At 68.3% G+C, this 21,352-nt stretch carries 18 protein-coding genes; 5 read left to right on the forward strand and 13 right to left on the reverse strand.

Features of this window, described 5'->3' with window-relative positions; genetic code table 11:
* Positions 1-75: 75 nt before the first annotated feature.
* Positions 76-1,584 (forward strand): glycerol kinase GlpK, encoded by a 1,509-nt coding sequence (gene glpK, locus ABD255_RS13985; RefSeq protein WP_344213704.1) that lies wholly within the window; start codon positions 76-78, stop codon positions 1,582-1,584.
* A gap of 7 nt (positions 1,585-1,591) precedes the next feature.
* Here the strand turns inward: glpK (ABD255_RS13985) and ABD255_RS13990 are convergent, their stop codons facing one another.
* From ABD255_RS13990 to ABD255_RS14005, 4 genes are all read right to left on the reverse strand, one after another.
* Positions 1,592-2,407 (reverse strand): GNAT family N-acetyltransferase, encoded by an 816-nt coding sequence (locus ABD255_RS13990; protein WP_344213706.1) that lies wholly within the window; start codon positions 2,405-2,407, stop codon positions 1,592-1,594.
* A 124-nt stretch (positions 2,408-2,531) separates the two neighbouring features.
* Positions 2,532-4,244: a glycerol-3-phosphate dehydrogenase/oxidase gene (locus tag ABD255_RS13995; RefSeq protein WP_344213708.1), complete on the reverse strand. Its 1,713-nt coding sequence runs from the start codon at positions 4,242-4,244 to the stop codon at positions 2,532-2,534.
* Between the two features lie 60 nt (positions 4,245-4,304).
* Complete coding sequence (gene glpK / locus ABD255_RS14000; RefSeq protein ID WP_344213710.1) at positions 4,305-5,822, reverse strand: glycerol kinase GlpK; 1,518 nt, start codon at positions 5,820-5,822, stop codon at positions 4,305-4,307.
* 39 nt (positions 5,823-5,861) lie between these two features.
* Complete coding sequence (locus ABD255_RS14005) at positions 5,862-6,698, reverse strand: MIP/aquaporin family protein (RefSeq protein WP_344213712.1); 837 nt, start codon at positions 6,696-6,698, stop codon at positions 5,862-5,864.
* 243 nt (positions 6,699-6,941) lie between these two features.
* Here ABD255_RS14005 and ABD255_RS14010 point away from each other — a divergent pair, with 243 nt between their 5' ends.
* Together ABD255_RS14010 and ABD255_RS14015 are read left to right on the forward strand one after the other, a co-directional pair.
* The gene (locus ABD255_RS14010; RefSeq protein WP_344213714.1) at positions 6,942-7,469 is read left to right on the forward strand and encodes a SigE family RNA polymerase sigma factor; all 528 of its coding nucleotides are present in this window, start codon (positions 6,942-6,944) and stop codon (positions 7,467-7,469) included.
* A complete protein-coding gene (locus tag ABD255_RS14015; protein ID WP_344213716.1) occupies positions 7,466-8,641 on the forward strand; it encodes a hypothetical protein in 1,176 nt (391 codons plus the stop codon). The genes ABD255_RS14010 and ABD255_RS14015 overlap by 4 nt, the downstream gene beginning before the upstream one ends.
* Before the next feature lie 71 nt (positions 8,642-8,712).
* On the opposite strand, the gene ABD255_RS14020 is transcribed toward ABD255_RS14015, so the two are convergent.
* The 7 genes from ABD255_RS14020 to ABD255_RS14050 form a co-directional block, all read right to left on the reverse strand.
* On the reverse strand, positions 8,713-9,771 hold the full coding sequence (locus ABD255_RS14020; protein WP_344213718.1) for an ABC transporter ATP-binding protein: 1,059 nt from the start codon (positions 9,769-9,771) through the stop codon (positions 8,713-8,715).
* A gap of 24 nt (positions 9,772-9,795) precedes the next feature.
* Positions 9,796-10,824, reverse strand: a complete 1,029-nt coding sequence (locus tag ABD255_RS14025) for an ABC transporter ATP-binding protein (RefSeq protein ID WP_344213720.1) — start codon at positions 10,822-10,824, stop codon at positions 9,796-9,798.
* Entirely contained in the window at positions 10,821-11,834 is a 1,014-nt protein-coding gene (locus tag ABD255_RS14030) for an ABC transporter permease (RefSeq protein ID WP_344213722.1), read from the reverse strand. Before ABD255_RS14030 ends, ABD255_RS14025 begins: the two co-directional genes overlap by 4 nt.
* A 103-nt stretch (positions 11,835-11,937) precedes the next feature.
* Positions 11,938-13,701: an ABC transporter substrate-binding protein gene (locus ABD255_RS14035; protein WP_344213724.1), complete on the reverse strand. Its 1,764-nt coding sequence runs from the start codon at positions 13,699-13,701 to the stop codon at positions 11,938-11,940.
* Positions 13,702-13,751: 50 nt separating this feature from the next.
* Positions 13,752-14,747, reverse strand: a complete 996-nt coding sequence (locus ABD255_RS14040) for an ABC transporter permease (RefSeq protein WP_344213726.1) — start codon at positions 14,745-14,747, stop codon at positions 13,752-13,754.
* A 227-nt stretch (positions 14,748-14,974) separates the two neighbouring features.
* The gene (locus ABD255_RS14045) at positions 14,975-16,546 is read right to left on the reverse strand and encodes an ABC transporter substrate-binding protein (RefSeq protein WP_344213728.1); all 1,572 of its coding nucleotides are present in this window, start codon (positions 16,544-16,546) and stop codon (positions 14,975-14,977) included.
* A gap of 50 nt (positions 16,547-16,596) precedes the next feature.
* The gene (locus ABD255_RS14050; RefSeq protein WP_344213730.1) at positions 16,597-17,247 is read right to left on the reverse strand and encodes an HAD family hydrolase; all 651 of its coding nucleotides are present in this window, start codon (positions 17,245-17,247) and stop codon (positions 16,597-16,599) included.
* A gap of 130 nt (positions 17,248-17,377) precedes the next feature.
* Here ABD255_RS14050 and ABD255_RS14055 point away from each other — a divergent pair, with 130 nt between their 5' ends.
* Positions 17,378-18,223 (forward strand): PAC2 family protein, encoded by an 846-nt coding sequence (locus ABD255_RS14055; RefSeq protein WP_344213732.1) that lies wholly within the window; start codon positions 17,378-17,380, stop codon positions 18,221-18,223.
* 10 nt (positions 18,224-18,233) lie between these two features.
* On the opposite strand, the gene mshC is transcribed toward ABD255_RS14055, so the two are convergent.
* Both mshC and ABD255_RS14065 read right to left on the reverse strand, forming a co-directional pair.
* Positions 18,234-19,454, reverse strand: coding sequence for a cysteine--1-D-myo-inosityl 2-amino-2-deoxy-alpha-D-glucopyranoside ligase (gene mshC, locus ABD255_RS14060; RefSeq protein ID WP_344213734.1), 1,221 nt, complete (start codon positions 19,452-19,454; stop codon positions 18,234-18,236).
* A gap of 84 nt (positions 19,455-19,538) precedes the next feature.
* Complete coding sequence (locus ABD255_RS14065) at positions 19,539-20,348, reverse strand: NmrA family NAD(P)-binding protein (protein ID WP_344213736.1); 810 nt, start codon at positions 20,346-20,348, stop codon at positions 19,539-19,541.
* Between the two features lie 87 nt (positions 20,349-20,435).
* Here ABD255_RS14065 and ABD255_RS14070 point away from each other — a divergent pair, with 87 nt between their 5' ends.
* Entirely contained in the window at positions 20,436-21,314 is an 879-nt protein-coding gene (locus ABD255_RS14070) for an AraC family transcriptional regulator (protein ID WP_344213738.1), read from the forward strand.
* Positions 21,315-21,352 lie beyond the last annotated feature (38 nt).

Here is a 21,352-nt window from a genome sequence, read left to right on the forward strand (position 1 = left end):
TCGCCTTCACCCTCAGCCTCGGGTTACCCTCAAGCTCGCCTTGAGCTTCAAGGCACCACAGCCGGAGGGTTGCTGATGGCTGAGCAGTATGTGGCGGCTGTTGACCAAGGCACCAACTCGACCAGATGCATCCTGTTCGACCGCCGCGGCCGGCTGGTGTCGGTCGCGCAGCGGGAGCACAAGCAGCACTTCCCGAGGCCCGGCTGGGTCGAGCACGACGCCGCCGAGATCTGGCGCAACGTCACCCGGGTGGTCCCGTCGGCGATCCGCCAGATCGGCGCCGAGCCCTCGCAGATCGTTGCCATCGGCATCACCAACCAGCGGGAGACCAGCTTGCTCTGGGACCGCAGCACCGGCCGGCCGATCGGTCACGCGGTGGTCTGGCAGGACACCCGCACCGACCGCCTGATCACCGAACTCGCCGGCGACCAGGGCGCGGACCGGTTCGCCGACCTGTGCGGCCTGCCCTTGACCACCTACTTCTCCGCGCCCCGCCTGCGTTGGATGCTGGACCACACCCCCGGCCTGCGGGCTCGGGCGGAACGTGGCGAGGTGCTCTTCGGCACGATGGAGACCTGGCTGATCTGGAACTTCACCGGCGGCCCGAACGGCGGGTTGCACGCCACCGACGTGACGAACGCCAGTCGCACGATGCTGATGAACATCGAGACGCTGGAGTGGGACGACCAGTTGCTGGCCGCGTTCGACGTACCGCGGAGCCTGCTGCCGGAGATCCGGCCGTCGTCGGGGGTGTTCGCGACGGCCACGGACGTGGTTCCCGGAGTACGGATCGGTGCGGCGCTCGGGGATCAGCAGGCGGCGCTGTTCGGCCAGACGTGCTTCAGTCCGGGTGAGGCGAAGTGCACGTACGGCACCGGGTCGTTCCTGTTGCTGCACACGGGCAAGGAGATCGTCCGGTCGACCCACGGCATGCTGACGACGGTGGCTTACCAGATCGGCTCGGAGCCGGCGGCGTACGCGCTGGAAGGGTCGATGGCCGTCACCGGGTCGCTGGTCCAGTGGTTTCGCGACGGGCTCGGCCTGATCCACACGGCCGCCGAGATCGAGACGCTGGCGCGAACCGTCGACGACAACGGCGGCGCCTACATCGTGCCCGCGTTCTCCGGCCTGTTCGCGCCGCACTGGCGCAGCGAGGCGCGCGGTGTGATCGCGGGCCTGACGTCCTACATCACCAAGGGGCATCTGGCCCGGGCCGTCCTCGAGGCGACCGGCTTCCAGACCCTCGAGGTGGTCGACGCGATGAACGCCGACTCCGGGATCGCGCTGACGGCGCTGAAGGTGGACGGCGGGATGACGGCGAACAACCTGCTGATGCAGTTCCTCGCCGACCTGCTCGACGTACCAGTGGTCCGCCCGATGGTGACCGAGACGGTCTCGCTCGGCGCCGCGTACGCCGCCGGCCTAGCTGTCGGCTACTGGCCGGACCTCGAGGGCCTGCGCAGCAACTGGCACCGGGCCGGCCAGTGGCTCCCCCACATGGACCCCGAGCGGCGCGCCACGGAGTACGCGAACTGGCAAGCCGCCGTTCAACGCACCTTCGGCTGGATCCGCCCAGACCAGTAGGCCTCAGTCAGGGGCGCCAGATCCAGTTCTCGCGTTCGTAGCGGATCTCGAAGCCGGTGCGGAGCATGTTGTTCAGCGAACGGTTCTGCTCACCCTCAGCCGGCTTGCCGGTCTCCCCGCTCAGCCACTTCACGCCCGCCGCGGCCGCATGCCGTGCTCGGGCGGCCAGCAGTGCGGACTGGGCACCGCGACCGCGATGGCTGGGCAGCGTCGAAGCGCCGGCGAACTCGGCCACCTCGCCCTTGATCACCACGGACGCAGCGGCGATCATCTGGTCGCCGTCCCAGGCCGCGTACGCCGACCAGTCGGGCCGCTCCACGACGCCCTGCACCATCGGGGCGAAGTGCTCCTCCGGCATCCCGAAGCCGCGGGTCAGCACCGAGGCCCACTGCGCGGCATCCTCGGGACCGACCACGTCGATCCGCAGATCGGTCTCGGCCGACTCGACCAGTCCGGCAAGCCTCGCCAGTTTCAGCCAGCGACTGCCTTCGGTGATGCCCTCTTTCTCCCGGATCGCGTCCCAGTCCGCCGGGAGCGCGGCCGGCGCGAACTGCAGGGTCGCCAACCGCACGCCCTGCTCGCGGTAGAACGCGGTGATCTCACCGACCAGGTCAGCCGTCACCGGCTCGCTGAAGCCGAAACCGAGCGCCTTGCTCCAGTAGTCCGTGACGTCGTTGCGCACCGCCAGCACGACACCGCCGCCGATCCGCGTCGACGCCATTCCCAACGTCTCCACGATCTCGGGCGGCGCCACGCTCTCGTACCCCCAGAGCGCCTCGGCCTCGGCCAGTTCGAGCAGTTCGGCGATCCGGTCCAACGACATACGGGCATCCTCCGGGCAACGGGCGTGAACTCCACTGCCGACTGTAGGCCGCGGACCGGAACTACCCAATGAACTCCGCTCGCCGAAAGCGTGCCGTAAGCAACAACACGGCCGTGCTCACTGCTCAGGCCGGCGAGACGATGTCCGGAGCCTCGAGGCGGACCTTGTCGGCGGACTCGTCGTCGGGCTGGTCCTGGGAGTCGCGTTCGGACCGGACCCGCTGCTGGTAGAAGGAGACCTCGCGTTCGACCGTCTGCTCGTCCCAGCCGAGCACCGGCGCCATCAGCCGGGCGGCCGCCTCCGCCGCCTCGACACCGCGGTCCCAGGCCTCGATCGAGATCCTGGTCCGCCGAGCCAGTACGTCGTCCAGGTGCCGGGCGCCCTCGTTCGTGGCGCCGTACACGATCTCGGCCTTCAGGTAGTCCTGCGTGCCGGGCAGTTGCTCACCCAGCGACGGGTCCTTCTCGACCAGTTCGAGCACCTCGTTGATCAGCGCGCCGTACCGGTTGAGCAGGTGCTCGATCCGGGCCACGTGTAGCCCCGAGCGCTGCGCGATCAGGTGCCGCTGGTTCCACATCGCGTGGTAGCCGTCGGCGCCGACCAGCGGGGTGTTCTTGGTCACCGACTTCGGCACCCGGCCGTCGAGCGCGTTGGCGGCCGCGTCGATGGCGTCCTTGGCCATCACCCGGTACGTCGTGTACTTGCCGCCGGCAACAACCACGAGACCGGGCGCCGCGTGCGCCACCACGTGCTCGCGGGACAGCTTCGACGTGCTCTCCGACTCCCCCGCCAGAAGGGGTCGGAGGCCCGCGTACACGCCCTCCACGTCCTCCCGCGTCAACGGCGTGGTGAGCACGGCGTTGACGTGGTCGAGCAGATACTCGATGTCCTTGCTGGTCGCGGCCGGGTGGGCCTTGTCCAGGTTCCAGTCGGTGTCGGTGGTGCCGATCAGCCAGTGCCGGCCCCACGGGATGATGAAGAGCACGGACTTCTCGGTCCGCAGGATCATCCCGGTGCTCGACTGGATCCGGTCCTTCGGCACCACCAGGTGGATGCCCTTCGACGCGCGCACGTGGTACTGCCCGCGCTCGCCGACCATCGCCTGGGTGTCGTCGGTCCAGACGCCGGTCGCGTTGACGACCTGCTTGGCCCGTACTTCGAACTCCCGCCCGCTCTCCAGGTCCTTCGCCTGCACCCCGGTGACCCGCTCGCCCTGCCGCAGGAACCCGGTCACCTTGACCCGGTTGGCGACATGCGCGCCGTACGAGGCCGCAGTACGGGACAGCTCCATCGTGTGACGGGCGTCGTCGACCTGGGCGTCGTAGTACTGGAGTGCGCCGACCAGGGCGGACTTCTTCAGGCTCGGGACCAGCCGCATCGCGCCACGGCGGGTCAGGTGCTTGTGGATGGGCAGGCCTGCGCCGAGACCCGCGGTGTGCGCCATCGCGTCGTACAGCGCGACGCCGGCGCCCGCGTAGTACCGCTCCCACCACCGGTGCTGCAGGGGGTAGAGGAACGGCACCGGCTTGACCAGGTGGGGCGCAAGGCGCTGCAGGAGCAGACCACGCTCATGCAGCGCCTCGTGCACCAATCGGAAGTCCAGCATCTCCAGGTAGCGCAAGCCGCCGTGCACCAACTTGCTCGACCGGCTGGAGGTACCGCTCGCGAAGTCGCGAGCCTCCAGCAGTCCGGTGGTCAGGCCCCGGGTGGCGGCGTCGAGGGCCGCTCCGCCGCCGACCACCCCGCCACCGATCACCAGGATGTCGAGCTCCCGGCCGTCCGCCATCGCCTCGATGGCCTCGGTCCTCGCTTGCGGTGACAGTGCCACTGCGCCCACTGTGCTGTTCCTTCCGTCTATCGCTTGGTACTGCGTACTACCTGCCGGTGCCCCGGCGGATCAGTCGACGTCGACCCAGTCGAGCGTGCGCTGGACGGCCTTCTCCCAGCCCTTGTACCCATCGGCACGCTGTTCGTCGTTCCACTCCGGGGTCCAGCGCTTGTCCTCGTTCCAGTTCTGGACCAGCTCGTCGGTGTTGTTCCAGAAGCCCACCGCCAGGCCGGCCGCGTACGCCGCCCCGAGCGCGGTGGTCTCCGCGACGACCGGCTTGCTCACCGGTACGCCGAGGATGTCCGCCTGCATCTGCATGCACAGCTCGTTCGCGGTCACGCCACCGTCCACCTTGAGGACCTCGAGCTTCACGCCGGAGTCCTTCTCCATCGCGTCGGCGACGTCCTTGCTCTGGTAGCAGATCGCTTCCAGTGTCGCTCGGGCCAGGTGAGCGTTGGTGTTGAACCGGGACAGGCCGACGATCGCGCCCCGCGCGTCGGACCGCCAGTACGGCGCGAACAGGCCGGAGAACGCCGGGACGAAGTACACGCCGCCGTTGTCCTCGACCTGCCGGGCCAGCGTCTCGGTCTCACTCGCGCCCGAGATGATGCCGAGCTGGTCCCGCAGCCACTGGACGGCCGATCCGGTGACGGCGATCGATCCCTCCAGCGCGTACACCGGGGCCTCGTCGCCGAACTTGTAGCACATCGTGCTGAGCAGACCCGCCTTGGAGCGGACCAGCTCGGTGCCGGTGTTCAGCAGCATGAAGTTGCCGGTGCCGTAGGTGTTCTTGGCCTCGCCCGGGTTGAAGCAGACCTGGCCGACGGTCGCGGCCTGCTGGTCCCCGAGGTCACCCGTCAGCGGTACGACGCCGCCGAGCGGGCCGTTCGCCAGCGTCTCGCCGTACTTGTTCGGGTCCGACGACGGACGGATCTCCGGCAGCATCTGCCGGGGGATGTCGAAGAACGAGATCAGCTCGTCGTCCCAGTCGAGCGTCTCCAGGTTCATCAGCATCGTGCGGCTGGCGTTGGTGACGTCGGTGATGTGGACACCGCCGTCGGTCCCGCCGGTCAGGTTCCACAGCAGCCAGGTGTCGGTGTTGCCGAACACGGCGTCACCGGCCTCGGCGGCCTCGCGGACCCCGTCGACGTTCTCCAGGATCCACTGGACCTTGCCGGCCGAGAAGTACGTCGCCGGCGGCAGGCCGGCCTTCTGCCGGATCACGTCGCCCTTGCCCTCGCGCTCGAGCGCCGAGGCGATCCGGTCGGTCCGGGTGTCCTGCCAGACGATCGCGTTGTAGTACGGCCGGCCGGTCTTGCGGTTCCAGACCACGGCCGTCTCGCGCTGGTTGGTGATGCCGAGTGCCGCCAGGTCACCGGCCTGGAGACCCTGCGCGTTCATCGCGGTCCGGACCACCGAACTGGTGCGTTCCCAGATCTCGACCGGGTTGTGCTCGACCCAGCCGGCCTGCGGCAGGATCTGCTTGTGCTCCAGCTGGTGGATGCCCACCTCGTTGCCGGAGTGGTCGAAGATCATGAAGCGGGTGCTCGTGGTGCCCTGGTCGACGGCACCTACGAAGTCAGCCATGGAATTTCCTCTCCTCACACAGCGTGGTCGTTGCGTTGCTCATGCGCGGGTCTCGGTCTCGGGGATGCGGCCCGGTTCCTCGTCCTCGTCCGCGATCGGCAGGTTGCGCCCGACCAGCAGGTCGTACAGGAACGCGCCGACCAGCGCGCCGAGGATCGGTGCCACGATCGGCACCCAGAAATACAGATCCCCGAACTGATCTTTGAACGCTCCCCCGTAGCCGGTGAAGAAGGACGCCAGCCGCGGCCCGAAGTCACGCGCCGGGTTGATCGCGTACCCCGCGTTGGTGCCCCACGCCATCCCGATGCCGACGACCACCAGGCCGACGATCAACGGCGCCAGGTTGGCGGCCGGCGAGGTGTTCCGCATGTCCACGATCGCGAGGATCAGGAACATCAGGATCGCCGTACCGATGATCTGGTCCCGGAAACCGCCCCACATGCCGACGCCGAGGTCCAGGCTGCCGTTGCCCGGCAGGGTGGAGAACACGCCCTGGCTCTTGATCGTGAGGCCGGGATCGAACTTGTTGAGTGCCTCGGTGTAGTTCCAGCGAACCACGAGCGCCGCCAGGAACGCTCCGAGGAACTGTGCCACCGAGTACGGCAGCACCTTCTTCCAGCTGAACCCGCGGAACGTCGCCAGCGCGATCGTCACCGCCGGATTCAGGTGCGCGCCGGTCATCCGGCCCGCCGTGTAGATGCCCAGGGTCACTCCAAGCCCCCAGGCCCATGCGATGGAGTCGTGATTGCCGATCCCCGCCGCCACCACCTGGGCGACGACACCACAGCCGAACAGGATCAGGATGAACGTGCCGGCAAGCTCGGCGGAGCACTCCCCCAGAAGGGTCTTCGCCTTGACCGCCTCGGTCGTAGCCATGCTTGATCTCCCTTCCACCCCGTGACGACCACGGAGAACTGGAATGTAGGAGCGTTAGCGAGGCGGCACAACGCCACTCGTTCGACATTGTCGAACGCCACGGTACCGTCGGCCGGTTGCGACACTCGGGGGCCTGTTCGGGACGACAATCGGACCAGAACCAACCATTCCGGGCCCTCATCTCGTCAGGGTGGTCAGAAGCGGACGGGAGCCTCCAGGCGCCTGCCGGCAGGAGGGAGTCGGATGAGCGGGCGAGATCCCGGAGCGTTCGCGGAGTTCGCGACCAGCAAACACGGAGCGTTGTACCGCTACGCCTATCTGCTGGCCGGCGAGCAGGGCCTGGCCGAGGACCTGGTACAGGAGGCACTGACCAAGACCTACGTCGCCTGGGGACGGCTCCGCGACCCGGCCAACGCCGAGGCTTACACCCGCAAGGCGATCACCTCCATCGCGATCAGTTGGTGGCGCCGGAAGGCCTGGCGGGCCGAGCGACCTCGCGACGACGTACCGGACCGGCCGCTGGAGGCCCGCGCCGACGAGGTGACCGCCCGGATCTGGCTGTGGCAGGAGTTGCGCCGGCTGCCGCCCAGACAACGCGCGGCGCTGGTCCTGCGGTACTACGAGGACCTCACCATCGTCCAGACGGCCGAGATCCTCGGTTGCTCGGAAGGCACCGTGAAGAGCCAGGTCTCGGACGCACTCGTGAAACTCCGCGCCCGGCTCGGTGGCGACGTCGTACTGATCATGGAGAAGGCGGGGATGGCGGAATGACCGACTTGCTGAGAGACACCCTCACCGACCAGGCGAACAGCACCGAACCACCGGGCCTCGACCTGGAGCGGATCATCTCGGCCGGGGACCGCCGGCGGCGCCGCCGCCGTACGGTCGCTGTCGCGGGTACCGCGATGATCACCCTGGCCGTCATCGCCACCGGGCTCGCCGTGGTCGGGGTGACGGACCGCGAGCCGGCGCCGGCAGCCCTGCCGTTCACCGAGCGCCGCGCCACCTACGCGGCCGGGACCGAGATCCACTACGGCAAGGACGTCATCTCGGTGGCGCCGAACAAGATCAGCGCCTTCGTCCAGACCGACGCCGGCTTCGTGTTCGTCACCGAACCGGGTGGCGTCTTCGTCGCCGACGGCCGGGAGGTCCGCCGGATCAGGCCCGACAACACCACCTCGGCGCTGGCCGCGGACAACCGCGGCACGCTGGCCGGTTGGGTCCAGGACAACAGCGACGGCAGCAGCGACTCGGTGGTCTACGACGTGGCGGCCGACCGCGAACTCGTCAGCACCCCGACCGGAAACGAGGAATCGCTCGGGTCGCGGGTCCAGGCGCCGCGCATCATCGCGATCGACGGCAACTCCGCGTACTTCGGCACGCTCCGCGGCGTGTATCGCTGGGACGTGACGGCGAACAAGGGCGAGTTTCTCGCCACCGCCCTGCCGAACGCGGTCCGTACCGCGTCGTCCGGGCTGCTGGTGTACCAAAGGCCGCTGCAGCAGCCGAAGCCCGGCCTCCGGCTGGCGGCCGGACCCACGCCGAGCGATTCCGGCGGCCGTGAGTTCGTCGGCCAGCAGGCCTTCCTCTCCCCCACCGCCAAGTACCTGCTGACCAGCCCGGACGATCTCGTCTCCGTCGAACCGAGTTGGGCCGGCCTTCAACTGTTCGAGGTCGCCACCGGCCGGAAACTCCCCTTGCCCTGGGCCGACCACTCCCGGCTGATCTTCAGCCAGTGGATCGACGACAACACCTTCATCGCCGTCGGCGAACGCCGGAACTCCCCTTCTTCCGAGGTGGACCTCCTCACCTGCTCCACCCAATCCCTCACCTGCCAGGTCACCACTCCGGCCTTCTCCACCTTCACCTTCACCAAGACCCCGCCCCGCACCCCGCCGTTCGTCCTTCCCCTCGGCACCCCCATGTACTGGCTGTTCAAGTAGCCCGGACAGCACAACGTCCGAAGAGCCTGAGGCTTGTGACCTGGGTTCTTCGGACGTCGGGGTGTGGCTGGTCAGTCGGCGGTGGTGGCCTTCGCGGTGGTGGCTGCGGGGAGGTTCTCCGGGAAGTGGCAGGCCGCCTGGTGGCCGGGGGCCAGTTCCAGCAACGGCGGTTCGACCGTCTTGCAGATGTCCTGCGCCTTCCAGCAGCGGGTGTGGAAGCGGCAGGCGGGCGGGGGGTTGATCGGGCTGGGGACGTCACCCTGGAGCCGGATGCGTTCCCGCTTGCCCTTCCGCTTGGTGTCCGGGATCGGTACCGCGGACAGCAGCGCCACCGTGTACGGGTGCATCGGCTTCTCGTACAGGCTGACCCGGTCGGCGATCTCCACGATCTTGCCGAGGTACATCACCGCCACCCGGTCCGACACGTGCCGGACGACGGACAGGTCGTGCGCGATCATCACGTAGGTGAGGTCGAACTCCTCCTGCAGGTCCTCCAGCAGGTTGACCACCTGGGCCTGGATCGACACGTCGAGCGCGGACACCGGCTCGTCGGCGACGATCAACTTCGGCCGCAGCGCCAGGGTCCGGGCGATCCCGATCCGCTGCCGCTGACCACCCGAGAACTCGTGCGGGTAGCGGTTGTAGTGCTCCGGGCTCAGGCCGACCAGTTCGAGCAACTCCTGAACGGCCTTCTTGGTGCCGTTCTCGGTCTTGACGTTCTGGAGCTTGAATGGCGCACCGACGATCTTGCCGACCGTGTGGCGCGGGTTCAGCGAGCCGTACGGGTCCTGGAAGATCATCTGGACGTCCTTGCGGAGCGGCCGCATCTTGCCCTCGGACAGGTGACTGATGTCCCGGCCCTCGAAGATGATCTTGCCGTCCGTCGGCGCCAGCAACCGGGTCAGCAACCGGCCGGTGGTGGTCTTGCCGCAGCCCGACTCCCCCACCAGCGACAGCGTCTCGCCCTTGGTGACGGTGAAGTCCAGCCCGTCCACCGCCTGGACCGCGCCCACCTGGCGCTGCAGCAGGCCCTGCCGGATCGGGAAGTGCTTGGTCAGCTTCGACACCGACAGCAGTTCCTCGCCGAGCGGCTTGGCCGGCGCGGCTGGTTCGGTTTCAGCAGAGGTCACAGTGGCTCCGTCGTTCCGTCGATATCACAGCTTCGGCTCGATCTCGGTCTCCCAGATCTCCTGGCGCTGGGCCGTCGACAGGTGGCAGGCCACCTTGTGTCCGGCGCCGACGTCCAGCAGTTCCGGCCGCTCGGTCTCGCTCGCGCCGCCGTTGAGGTGCGCGTAGGTGCAGCGCGGGTTGAAGGCACACCCCGGCGGCACGTTGATGAGGCTCGGCGGGGTCCCCTTGATCGGGATCAGTCGTTCGGTGCGCTCCCGGTCGATCCGCGGCATCGAGCCGAGCAGGCCCCAGGTGTAGGGGTGCTGCGGCCGGTCGAAGATGTCCTCCGCGGTGCTGTACTCGATCGCGCGGCCGGCGTACATCACCTGGATGTCGTCAGCCAGTTCGGCGACCACGCCGAGGTCGTGGGTGATGATGATGACGGCGGAGTTGAACTCCCGCTGCAGGTCCCGGATCAGGTCCAGGATCTGCGCCTGCACGGTCACGTCGAGCGCCGTGGTCGGCTCGTCCGCGATCAGCAGGTCGGGGTCGCAGGACAGCGCCATCGCGATCATCGCCCGCTGCCGCATGCCACCGGAGAACTGGTGCGGGTACGCGTCCACCCGCTTGTCCGGCTGCGGGATGCCGACCCGGTCGAGCATGTCGATGGCGTGCTTGCGGGCGACCGCCTTGGTCACCTGGTTGTGCACCCGGTAGGCCTCGACGATCTGGTGGCCGACCGTGTAGTACGGGTGCATCGCCGACAGCGGGTCCTGGAAGATCATCGCCATCCGCTTGCCGCGCAGCAGCCGGACCTCTTCCGCGCTCGAGCTGACCAGGTCCTGGCCGTCGAGCAGTACCTCGCCGCTGATCCTGGCCGAGCCGCCCTTGTGCAGGCCCATGATCGACAGGCTGGTGACGCTCTTGCCGGAACCGGACTCGCCCACGATGCCGAGCGTCTTGCCCCGGTCCAGGTCGAACGACAGCCCGTCGACGGATTTGACCAGGCCGTCGTCGGTCGGGAAGTGCACCCGCAGGTCGCGGACCGAGAGGAATGCGTTGCTGTTGGTCATTTGGCGCGCACCCTCGGGTCGACGACGGCGTACAGGAGGTCGACGATCAGGTTCGCGAGCACGATGAAAACGGCCGCGACCAGCGTCACGCCGAGGATCTTCGGCAGGTCGTTGGCGACGATGCCGTCGACCGCGTACTTGCCCAGCCCCGGCAGGGAGAACGTCTTCTCGGTCAGTACGGCGCCGCCGAGCAGCAGGCCGACGTCCAGACCGAAGATGGTGAGGATCGGCGTCAGCGCACCACGGAGTCCGTGCTGGACCACGACCGTCCGCTCCGGCAGACCCTTGGCCCGGGCGGTCCGGATGAAGTCCTCGTTCATCGTCTCCAGCATGCCCGCCCGGGTGAGCCGGGCGTACTGCGCGGAGAAGAGGAACGCGAGCGTGACCCAGGGCAGGATCAGCGCCTGCGCCCACAGGAACGGATTGTCGGTGATGGCCACATAGGTTCCGCCGGGTTTCGTCCAGCCCAGTTGATAGCTGAAGAAGGCCAGCGAGACCAGACCGGTGAAGAAGATCGGCAGCGACACTCCGGCCAGGGCGACCGTCATCGCCGCCCGGTCGAAGATCGAGCCGCGTTTCAGTGCCGACAGCACACCGGTCGCGACGCCCAGGAGCAACCAGAGCAACGACGCCCCGGCGGCCAGTGACAGTGTCACGGGTATTCGGTCCAGCAGGTCGGGCCACACCGGCTGCTTGGTGATGAACGAGTAACCCAGGCACGGCGCCGGGCAGCGCTCGATGCCGGCGCCGTAGTCGTACTCGGCGCCGACGACGACACCCTTGGCCCAGTTCCAGTACTGCACTGCGATCGGGTCGTACAGACCGAGCCGCTCAGCCGTCAGCTTGACGGTCTCCTCGGTCGCCGCACGGCCGACGTAACGGGTCGCCAGAGTCTCGGGCGTCGCACCGGCCCACCGCGGGACCAGATAGAAGATCGAGAACGTGACGGCGCTCACGATGATGAGCAGCCCGAACGCCGCCACGATGCGCCTGATGATGTATGTGATCACAGTGCCCGGCACCAGTGCCCGGTCCGGGAGATCATCCCGGACCGGGCACCTGCAGCCTTCACCTACCTAACTTGAGAACCTGACAGCGGGCAGAACTGACTGCTTACTTCACACCCAGAGTCAGGTAGTCGTACATGTTGAACGCGTCGCTGACGAAGACGTTGGTGAGGTTCTTCGGCCGCAGCAACAGGCTCTTCGCGTACACGCCCGGGTAGATCACGGCCTCTTCCATCACGCGCTTGTCGATCGGCGACCACAGCTTCTCGCGCTTGGCGGTGTCCGTCTCGGCGAGCGCGGCGTCCAGCATCTTGTCGACGTCGGGAAGACGGACGGAGGTGTTGGACGAACCACCCGTCGCCCGGATTACCCGGCTGTCCACGATCTGCGACAGGAAGCCGAAGCCGTCGTTCCAGTCGGCACCCCAACCGTTGGTGGCCAGACCGATCTTGTTCGCGACGACGAACGGCGGGTTGCCGGCGTACTGCGAGAAGTAGTCGCCGGACGGGTAGCCCTTCAGGGTCAGGTTGATCCCGACCCGCTTGAGCGCCTGCTGGAACGCCTCGGCGGTGGCCTTCTCACGCGGCCGGTCGGAGCGGTAGGCCATGTTGGTGGCGAAACCGTTCGGCTGACCGCACTTGGTCAGCGACTCCTTGGCCTTGTCCAGGTCGCCCTTGCTGTCCGGACCCGCCGGGTACAGGTCGAACTTCTCGTAGCCCGGGACCAGCGGCGGCATGACCGTCGTCGCCAGGTCGCCACCGGAGAACGGGCCTCCGTAGGCGGTCTGGTAGCTGGTCTTGTCCATCGCGTACTGGATGGCCCGGCGGCACTCGACGTTGTTCAGCGGCGGAACCGTCGGGTTGACCGAGGTGTACCACAGGCGCGCGAGGGTCGCGTTGTCCGCCTGGGCCTTCAGCGCCGGGTCGGTCAGCACCTTGCTCAACGAGGCCGGTTGGACACCGGTGCCCGAGACGTCGATGTCGAGGTCGCCGGAGATGACCCGGTTGTCGATGTCGTCGGCGTTGACCTTCAGCGCGACCTCGTACTTGTCCGGCAGCGCCTTGCGGTTCGGGTCGGTCGCCTGGTCCCACTGGTCGTTGCGGACCAGCTCGAACGACTTGTCGGGCTGCAGGTTCGCGAACTTGTACGGGCCGCTCGAGACGATCGTGTTGCGGTACTTGGCGCCGGTGTCCTTGGCCTCCGGGACCGGCATCGTCTGGGCCAGCTGAGCCAGGTAGTCGAAGCCACCGAAGCCGTTCTTCAGGTGGAAGACGATGGTGTAGTCGTCCGGGGTGCTGATCGCCGAGTCCGTGTTGACGCCCTTGGACTTGTACGGGCCCTTGTAGCCGGCCGGCAGGTTCAGGAACGCCTCGAAGTACGCCGGACCGTTCGGGAAGGTCTCCTTGTCGGTCGAGCGCAGAACGGCGTACTTGACGTCCTTCGCCTTGACCTCGGTGCCGTCCTCGAACTTGACGCCCTTGCGGATCTTGTAGGTCCAGGTCTTGCCGCCGTCGGTGGGCACGCCCAGGCCTTCGGCCAGGTCGGGAACCAGTTCGTTGGCCGCCTTGCCGGGAGCCGGCTTGAACATCAGCAACGACCGGCCGTACAACCGGGCGAAGTTCCACGCGTAGCCGTAGTAGGTCTCACCCGGGTCCAGGCTGTCCCAGGTGTCCGAGTGCCCCATCTTGACGGTTCCACCCTTCTTGTCAGAAGGGTTCACCACCTCGGTCAGCGCCGCGTTGAACTCGTTCTTCGCGCCGCCCCCGGTCCCGTTCGCATTGTCGTCGCCGCCGTTGCCGCCACAGGCGGACAGCGCCAGAGCGACGACCGCCGACAACGCGGCAACCGTTCTCAGTCGTTTGATGCTCATCGTGGTGGTGCACCCCTTCTTGTCAGAACCACTGGTGGTGAAAGTCGAATTCATCGCGACCGCGGGTCGAGTGCGTCCCGCAGTCCGTCGCCGAACAGGTTGAAGGCCAGCACCGTGATGAAGATGGCCAGGCCGGGCCACAGCATGAAGTGCGGCATCGTGTAGAAGGTCACCGCGTCCGACAACATGCCGCCCCAGGTGGCCGTGGGGGCCCGGACACCGACGCCGAGGAACGACAGCGCCGCCTCGAACAGGATGTTGGTCGGGATCAGCAGCGTCGCGTACACCAGGATCGGTGCGATCAGGTTCGGCAGCAGTTCGGTGAAGAGGATGTACGGCCGCCGGGCGCCCAGGCTGCGGGCGGCGTCGACGAACTCGCGTTCTCGCAGGGAGATCGTCTGACCGCGCACGATCCGCCCGATGTAGGGCCAGTTGAAGAACCCGATGATGAAGATCAGCAGCACGATCCGCAGCGAGTCGCCCTGCAGCCCGAACGCGTCGTCCGGGACGACGCCGGCCAGCGCGATCGCGAAGACCAGCAGCGGGAAGGCCAGGAAGACGTCCATCAAACGGCTGATCAGCGCGTCGACCCAGCCGCCGAAGAAGCCCGCCACGATACCCATCGTGGTGCCGATGGCGACCGACAGCAGGGTGGCGAAGAACGCGATCAGCAGCGAGATCCGGGATCCGTAGATGACCCGGCTCATGATGTCGCGGCCGTTCACCGGCTCCACCCCGAACGGGTGGTCCCAGCTCATCCCGCCGAACTTGCCGAGCGGGGCGAGGGTGCCGCCCGCGGTGTCGATCAGGTCCTGGTTGAACTCGTTCGGCGGGTGCCCGATCAGCTTGATGATCAGGTTCGCGAAGACCGCCATCAGGATCAGCAGGACGATGACCACGAATCCGGCGATCGCGACCTTGTCCCGCTTGAGCCGCATCCACGCGATCTGACCGAGCGAGCGTCCCTCGATCTTGCCCATTCCTTTGAGGACGGCTTCAGGATCTGCCGCCTGCGCTCCGGGCTCGACCTCGAGTGGTGTCGTCACGCGATGTGTTCCCCTGCCTGATGTCGTGGATCCGGTATAGCTGCCGCCTTAACCTGCCGCCATTACTGCCCGGAGTCAAACGCGGAAAGTGCTGCGTTGCCCGATCGTGATGCGTAGGAAATCGTCCCGTATCGTGGGACAACTCGCAGTAAAGCATGCACCTACGGGGGGTCGCGAGAGCCTCGCTGTCCGTGACGCGCTCGGACCGCGCGGTAGCCGGAGGGTTCTTACTTCCGCAGCGGCGAGAAGTATAGGAAAGACAGCGGATTGAGCGCCTCGTCGATGTTCTCGACGGCCTTGCCCGCCACTACCGGAGTACGGCCCTGCCAGGCCGGGACGACCGGAACGTCCTGGGCGATCAGGGTCTGCACGTTCTGTAGCGTCTTCTCCCGGTCGAGCTGGTTCTGCTCGGCGATCTCCTGGTCCAGCAACTTGTTCGCCGCGGCGCTCCGGTAGCCATTCTGGTATACCCCGCCGTCGCGGAGGAACGGCTCCAGATAGTCGCCGCCGTCAAGGTAATCCGGCAGGAAACCGGCGTGGTAAAGGTCATAGCTCCCGGCCCGGGCCAGCTGCAGGTATTTCGGCCACTCGGCACTCTTCAGCGCCACCCGGAACAGCCCCGACGCCTCCAGTTGCCGCTTGAGCTCGATCACCTCGGCCTTCGCGCCGGCGCCGTACTGGATCGGGGTCCAGCCGACCGTGAGTGTCACCGGCGTGGTGATCCCGGCTTCCTTGAGGATCGTGGCCGCCGCGGCCTTGTTCGGATCCTTGTACTGCGTCCGGAACGCGTCGGCCTGACCGGTGAGCCCCGGCGGGATCACCGAGTACAGCGGCGTCACCCGGTCGCCGTACGCCTTCTTCGCGATCGCGGGCCGGTCGATCAACTGCGCCACCGCCCGCCGTACCGCGGGGCGCCGGGAGACGAGCGACCTCATGTGGAAGGAGTAGAACCGGATCTCCGCGGAGCCGGCGTCGACCACCTGCAGGTCGTCCGAGGCGCGCAGCTTCTCCAGCGTGCTCGGCCCGAATCCATGGAAGCCCAGATCCGCCTTGCCGTCGGTCAACGCCGAAGCCAGCGCGGCACCGTCGGGCAGCAGGCTGACCTCCACCCCGTCGTTCAGCGCGCCGCGGACCCCGCGGTACTTCTTGAACTTCGCGAGCACCGCCTTCGAGCCAGGCTGGTACGACGTCAACTGGTACGGCCCGCTGCCCATCGCCTTGTCGTTCAGCAGCTTCGCGGCCGGGTAGAACTCCTCGTCCACGATGGAGGCGGCGGTCGTGGTCAGCAGGTACGGCAACCGGGCGTCCGGCTTCTTCAGCGTGAACACCGCGGTCAGGTCGTCGGGAGTGGTCACCGAGGCGACCGAGCCGAACAGTGCGGCCGGGCCGCCCGCGACCTTGAGCCGCAGCATCCGCTCGAAGCTGAACTTCACGTCGGACGAGGTCAGCTGATGCCCGTTCGGGAAGGTCATCTCGTTCTTCAGGCTGCAGGTGTACGTCGTCGGTGCGTCGTACTGGCAGTCGGCGGCGTCCGGCACCGGGGTCGGCTTGCCCGGGGTCATCGTCAGCAGCGTCTGGAACAGGTTCGACTGCAGCGTGCGCGAGCCCGTCTCGTACGGTCCGGCTGGGTCGAGAGAGGTGACGGAGTCGGTCGTCGCGACCTTCAGGACCATCGCCTTCGGCGTCGGCTCGCCCTGGTTGGGATTGTCCGCGTCCGGCTTGCCGCAGGCCGCGAGGGACCCGGCCAGCACGCCGGCCGCCGCCACCAACGCGGCACGGCGTTTGAACACAGTCACCATTCCAACCTTCCCCCAGAACACCCCCGCAGGCACCTCAAGAAGGTAACCCCTCAACGGAGCAGGTCGCGCAGCGCGTCCGGGGTGAGCGATTCGAGTGACGTCAGCACGAGCCGCCGCGGCGCCTCGGCGATCGTCACCCACTGCGGTACCGCGACCACGAAGGCGCCGGCCGCAGTCCCGGAGGCGGTGCCGCCCGGCGAGTCCTCGACCACGATGCAATCGGCCGGGTCGACGTCCAGCTCGCGTGCCGCGGTCAGGTAGGGCTCGGGGTGCGGCTTGCCGTGCTGGACCTCGTCACCGGCGACGATCACGTCGAACAGGTCGGGCGGCAGGTGCGACATCACCGCGTCGATCATCACCCGGTACGACGCCGACACCAGCGCGCACGGGATGCCGTCGGCCGTCAGGGCCTGGAGCAGTTCGACCGCGCCCGGCCGGAAGACCACACCCTCCTTCAGCGAGCGGACCACCTCGCCGTACATCCGGTCGGCCAGTTCGTCGGCCTCGATCGCGCCCTCGGGAATCCGCGACATCCACACCTTCACCGCGTCACCGAGATCACTGCCGACCAGCCCGACGCAGTCCTCGAGCGTCCAGGTCGCGCCGAGCCCGGTGAGCAGGTCGATCTGCACCCGCGCCCAGACCGGCTCGGAGTCCACCAGCGTGCCGTCCATGTCCCAAAGGACCGCTTGAAGGGTCATGGCAGTCGATCCTAGTGCCCGGTGCCGACACATTCCGCTGGGTGTGAAACCGCCGCCGACGACGGGGGTATGCACGTAGGCTGGGCCATCCGGACAGCCACAGACAGACGACTAGGACAGGGGGTGGCGAGTGGTAGATCTCGCGAACCTGAGGGATCCGGTCGTGATCGCCGCGTTCGAGGGCTGGAACGACGCGGCGGAGGCGGCCACCGGAGCGGTCGACCACCTGATCGAGGAGTGGAACGCCGAGCTCGTCACCGCGATCGACCCCGAGGACTACTACGACTTCCAGGTGAACCGCCCGCAGGTCGGCTTCGACGACGAAGGCGTCCGGCGGCTGACCTGGCCGACCACCCGGGTCTTCCTGGCCCGGCCGCAGAACACCGACCGCGACGTCCTGCTGATCCGCGGCATCGAGCCGAACATGCGCTGGCGGGGCTTCTGCCGCGAGCTGCTGGAGCTCGTCGACGACTCGAACGCCCAACTCGTCGTAGTGCTCGGCGCCCTGCTCGCCGATTCGCCGCACACTCGCCCGATTCCGGTCAGCGCCTCCTCCTCCGACCCCGGTCTGACCTCGTCGTGGAGCCTGGAGCCGTCGACGTACGAAGGCCCGACCGGTATCACCGGCGTCTTCGCCGACCTCTGCGGCACCCTCGGCGTACCGGCGGTGTCGATCTGGTCGGCCATCCCCCACTACATCGCCGGTACTCCGTGCCCGAAGGCGTCCCTGGCTCTGCTCAGCAAGGTCGAGGCACTGCTCGACCTGCCCATCCCCGAGGGCGACCTGCCGGAGATGGCACGTGCCTGGCAACGCGGCGCCGACGAACTCTCGGAGGAGGACCCGGAGGTCGCCGAGTACGTCGCCTCGCTCGAGGAGCAGCGCGACACGACGGACCTCCCGGAGGCCAGCGGAGACGCGATCGCCGCCGAGTTCGAGCGCTACCTCAAGCGCCGGAACACGGACCGCCCGGAGTAGTTCGTACGGGCTAGAGCTTGATGCCGAGGAGGGCGTCGACGGCCTGAGCCACCAAGGCCGGGGCCGAGGTGTCGTCCCCGTTGGTCTCGGCCCACTGGTCGACCGCTGCCAGCGCCGCCACCGTGTCCAGGTCGTTCGTCAGCGCGGCCCGCACGGCATCGACCGCGGCGGCGCCGTCCGGCCCCGACCCCCGGGTGATCGCGCCGCGCCAGACGTCCAGCCGCTCCTGCGCGTCCAGCAGTTCCGACTCGGTCCAGAACCAGTCGGTCCGGTAGTGGTGGGCCAGCAGGGCGAGCCGGATCGCCATCGGATCGGACCCGGCCAGCCGCTCCTTCGAGACCAGCACCAGGTTGCCCTTGGACTTCGACATCTTCTCGCCGTCCAGGCCGACCATCGCCTGGTGCACGTAGGCCCGGGCGAACGGGTGCTCCCCCGTCGCCACCTGGGCCCCGCTGGCCGACATCTCGTGGTGCGGGAAGATCAGGTCGCTGCCGCCGCCCTGGACGTCGAAGGTCATCCCGAGATACCTCAGCGCGATCGCCGAGCACTCCACGTGCCAGCCCGGCCGGCCCGGTCCGAACGGCGAGTCCCAGGCGGGCTCCCCCGGACGCTCGTGCCGCCACAGCAGGCTGTCCAGCGGGTCGCGCTTGCCCTCGCGGTCAGGGTCACCGCCGCGCTCGGCGAAGAGCGCGCGCATCGTCTCGACGTCGTAGCCGGAGACGCTGCCGAAGGTCGGGTCGGCCTTCACCGCGAAGTACAGGTCGCCGTCCACGTCGTAGACGGCGCCGGCCCGCTGCAGGTCGCCGACCGCGTCGGCGACCAGGTCGATCGACTCGACCACACCGACGTAGTCCTGCGGCGGGATCACCCGCAGCGCGGTCATGTCGTCGCGGAACAACTGGATCTCGCTCAGCGCCAACTCGGTCCAGTCGACCCCGGTCGCGGCGGCGCGCTCCAGCAGCGGGTCGTCGACGTCGGTGATGTTCTGGGTGTACGCCACCTCGTAGCCGGCGTCGCGCCAGAGCCGGTTGATCAGGTCGAAGGTGACGTACGTCGCGGCGTGGCCCATGTGGGTCGCGTCGTACGGGGTGATCCCGCAGACGTACATCCGGGCCGGGCCGTCGGCCGCGGGCGGCACCTCGACCAGCCCCGCGGACGCGGTGTCGTAGAGGCGAAGACGCCGGGCCGGCCCGGGTACGACCGGGATTTCTGGTTTCGTCCACGCCTGCATGGGAGGGAGCCTATCCAGTCAGCGAATTCGCGACACGACATGGTTCCACTCCCCGGATCGGCCGGCCCGCGCCCCCACCCTCGGCTAGCCTGCCCGCCACACCCTCGCCACGTAGTCGGCGAAAGGCGTCGCCGTCCTGCCGAGCACCTGTTCCACGCCGTCGGCGGGCTTGCCCAGGTCCGCATCGCGGAGCACGTCGAACATCGCGCTCAACTCGGCGGCGACCTCCGGCGGCCAGCCCTCGGCGACCAGGTCGGCCTCGTACTCGGCCGGCGACACGTCGACGTACGAGATGGACCTGCCGGACGCGGCCGCGATCGCCTCGACGGCGTCGCCGAAGGTCAGCACGTCGGGTCCGGCGACCTCGTGGATCCTGCCTTCGTGACCGGGTTCGGTGAGCAGCACCGCGGCGACCTCGGCGACGTCCTCCAGATCGACGAACCGCTCCACGACTCCCGCCGCCGGCAGCGCCAACCGCCCGGCCAGCAAGGGCGCGTGCCACAGGTCCTCGTCGAAGTTCTGGTCGAAGTTGGCCGCCTGAATGATCGTCCAAGTCACGCCGGCCGCCTGCACCGCGCGCTCAGCCTCGGCCATCCCGGCCCCGAACCGCCCGTCCGCGTGCTCCATCCCGCGCCCCGACAGAACCACGAACCTTCGGACGCCGGCCGCGACCGCCTGCTCGACGAACCCAGCGATCGGCGCGGGATCATCCGGCGCCACCAGATACACGGCCTCCACTCCCCGTACTGCGTCCGCCCAGCTCGCCGGATCCTCCCAGTCGAACCTCGTCTCCGCTGTTCGTGAGGCCGCCCTGGTCTCGACCCCACTGTCGCGGAGCCGCCGCAGTACTCGCCGTCCTGTCTTACCTGTTGCCCCAAGCACCAAAATCGTCATACCCACAAGCCAAGTCGATCGCGGCCGGGTTGCCCATGTGTGAGAGTTCGCGGTGCATGCTCGTCCGTCCCAACTATCTTGGGCGGCATGGATCCGCTCGACGACCTGCTCCGCGGCGTACGCGCCGAAGGTGCCTTGCTCGGCACGCCCGTACTCACTCCGCCGTACGCGCTGCGCTTCGTCGACGGCGCGGCCCTGACCCTGGTGGCGCCGCTTCGTGGCGAGGGCTGGATCGTCGCGGGTGACACGCCCGCGCAACGGGTCGGGCCGGGTGACACGGCGATCGTCCTCGGCCCGGAGCCGTTCCTGTTCAGCGACGCACCGGACCGTCTCGCAGCACCGGTGGACGTCCGCTGTGACGGGAGTCTGGAAGCGAAGCCGACCGAGGACGGCACCACCCTCCTGGCCGGTGCGTACAACGTCCGGCTGACCCTGCCACAGCGCCTTCTCGCCGAGCTGCCACCCGCGCTCGTGGTCACCGCCGACCACGACTGCTCGAGCCTGCGCGACTATCTCGAGCAGCGGATCGCCGCCGGGGCGCTGGGGCGTCACCAGACGCTGGACCGCTTGCTCGACTGGCTGATGATCTGCACGCTGCGCGACTGGTTCGAGCTCAACCCACCGGCTTGGTACCAGGCCCTTGGCGACAACCTCCTCGGCCCGGTGCTGCGAGCCATGCATCGCTCCCCCGAAGCGCCCTGGACCCTGCCGGCCCTCGCCAATCTCGCGGGTATCTCGAGGACGACCCTGTCGCGACGCTTCACCGACCTGACCGGCGAATCACCTCTTGCCTACCTGACCGACCTTCGGATGACGCTCGCCGCCGAACTGCTGAGCGACACGGACGCGACCGTCGCCTCGGTGGCCCGCCGCGTGGGCTACGCGGACGCCTTCAGCTTCAGCGCCGCCTTCAAACGGGAACGGGGAACCAGCCCCAGCAGCTACACAGCCGCCGCCGGCGCCTAGCAGGCGCTGGTCCGTGGGGGCCTGGCTCGCAGCGGCCG

Origin of the sequence: Kribbella sancticallisti (assembly GCF_039530625.1) — a bacterium.
Classification (GTDB): domain Bacteria; phylum Actinomycetota; class Actinomycetes; order Propionibacteriales; family Kribbellaceae; genus Kribbella; species Kribbella sancticallisti.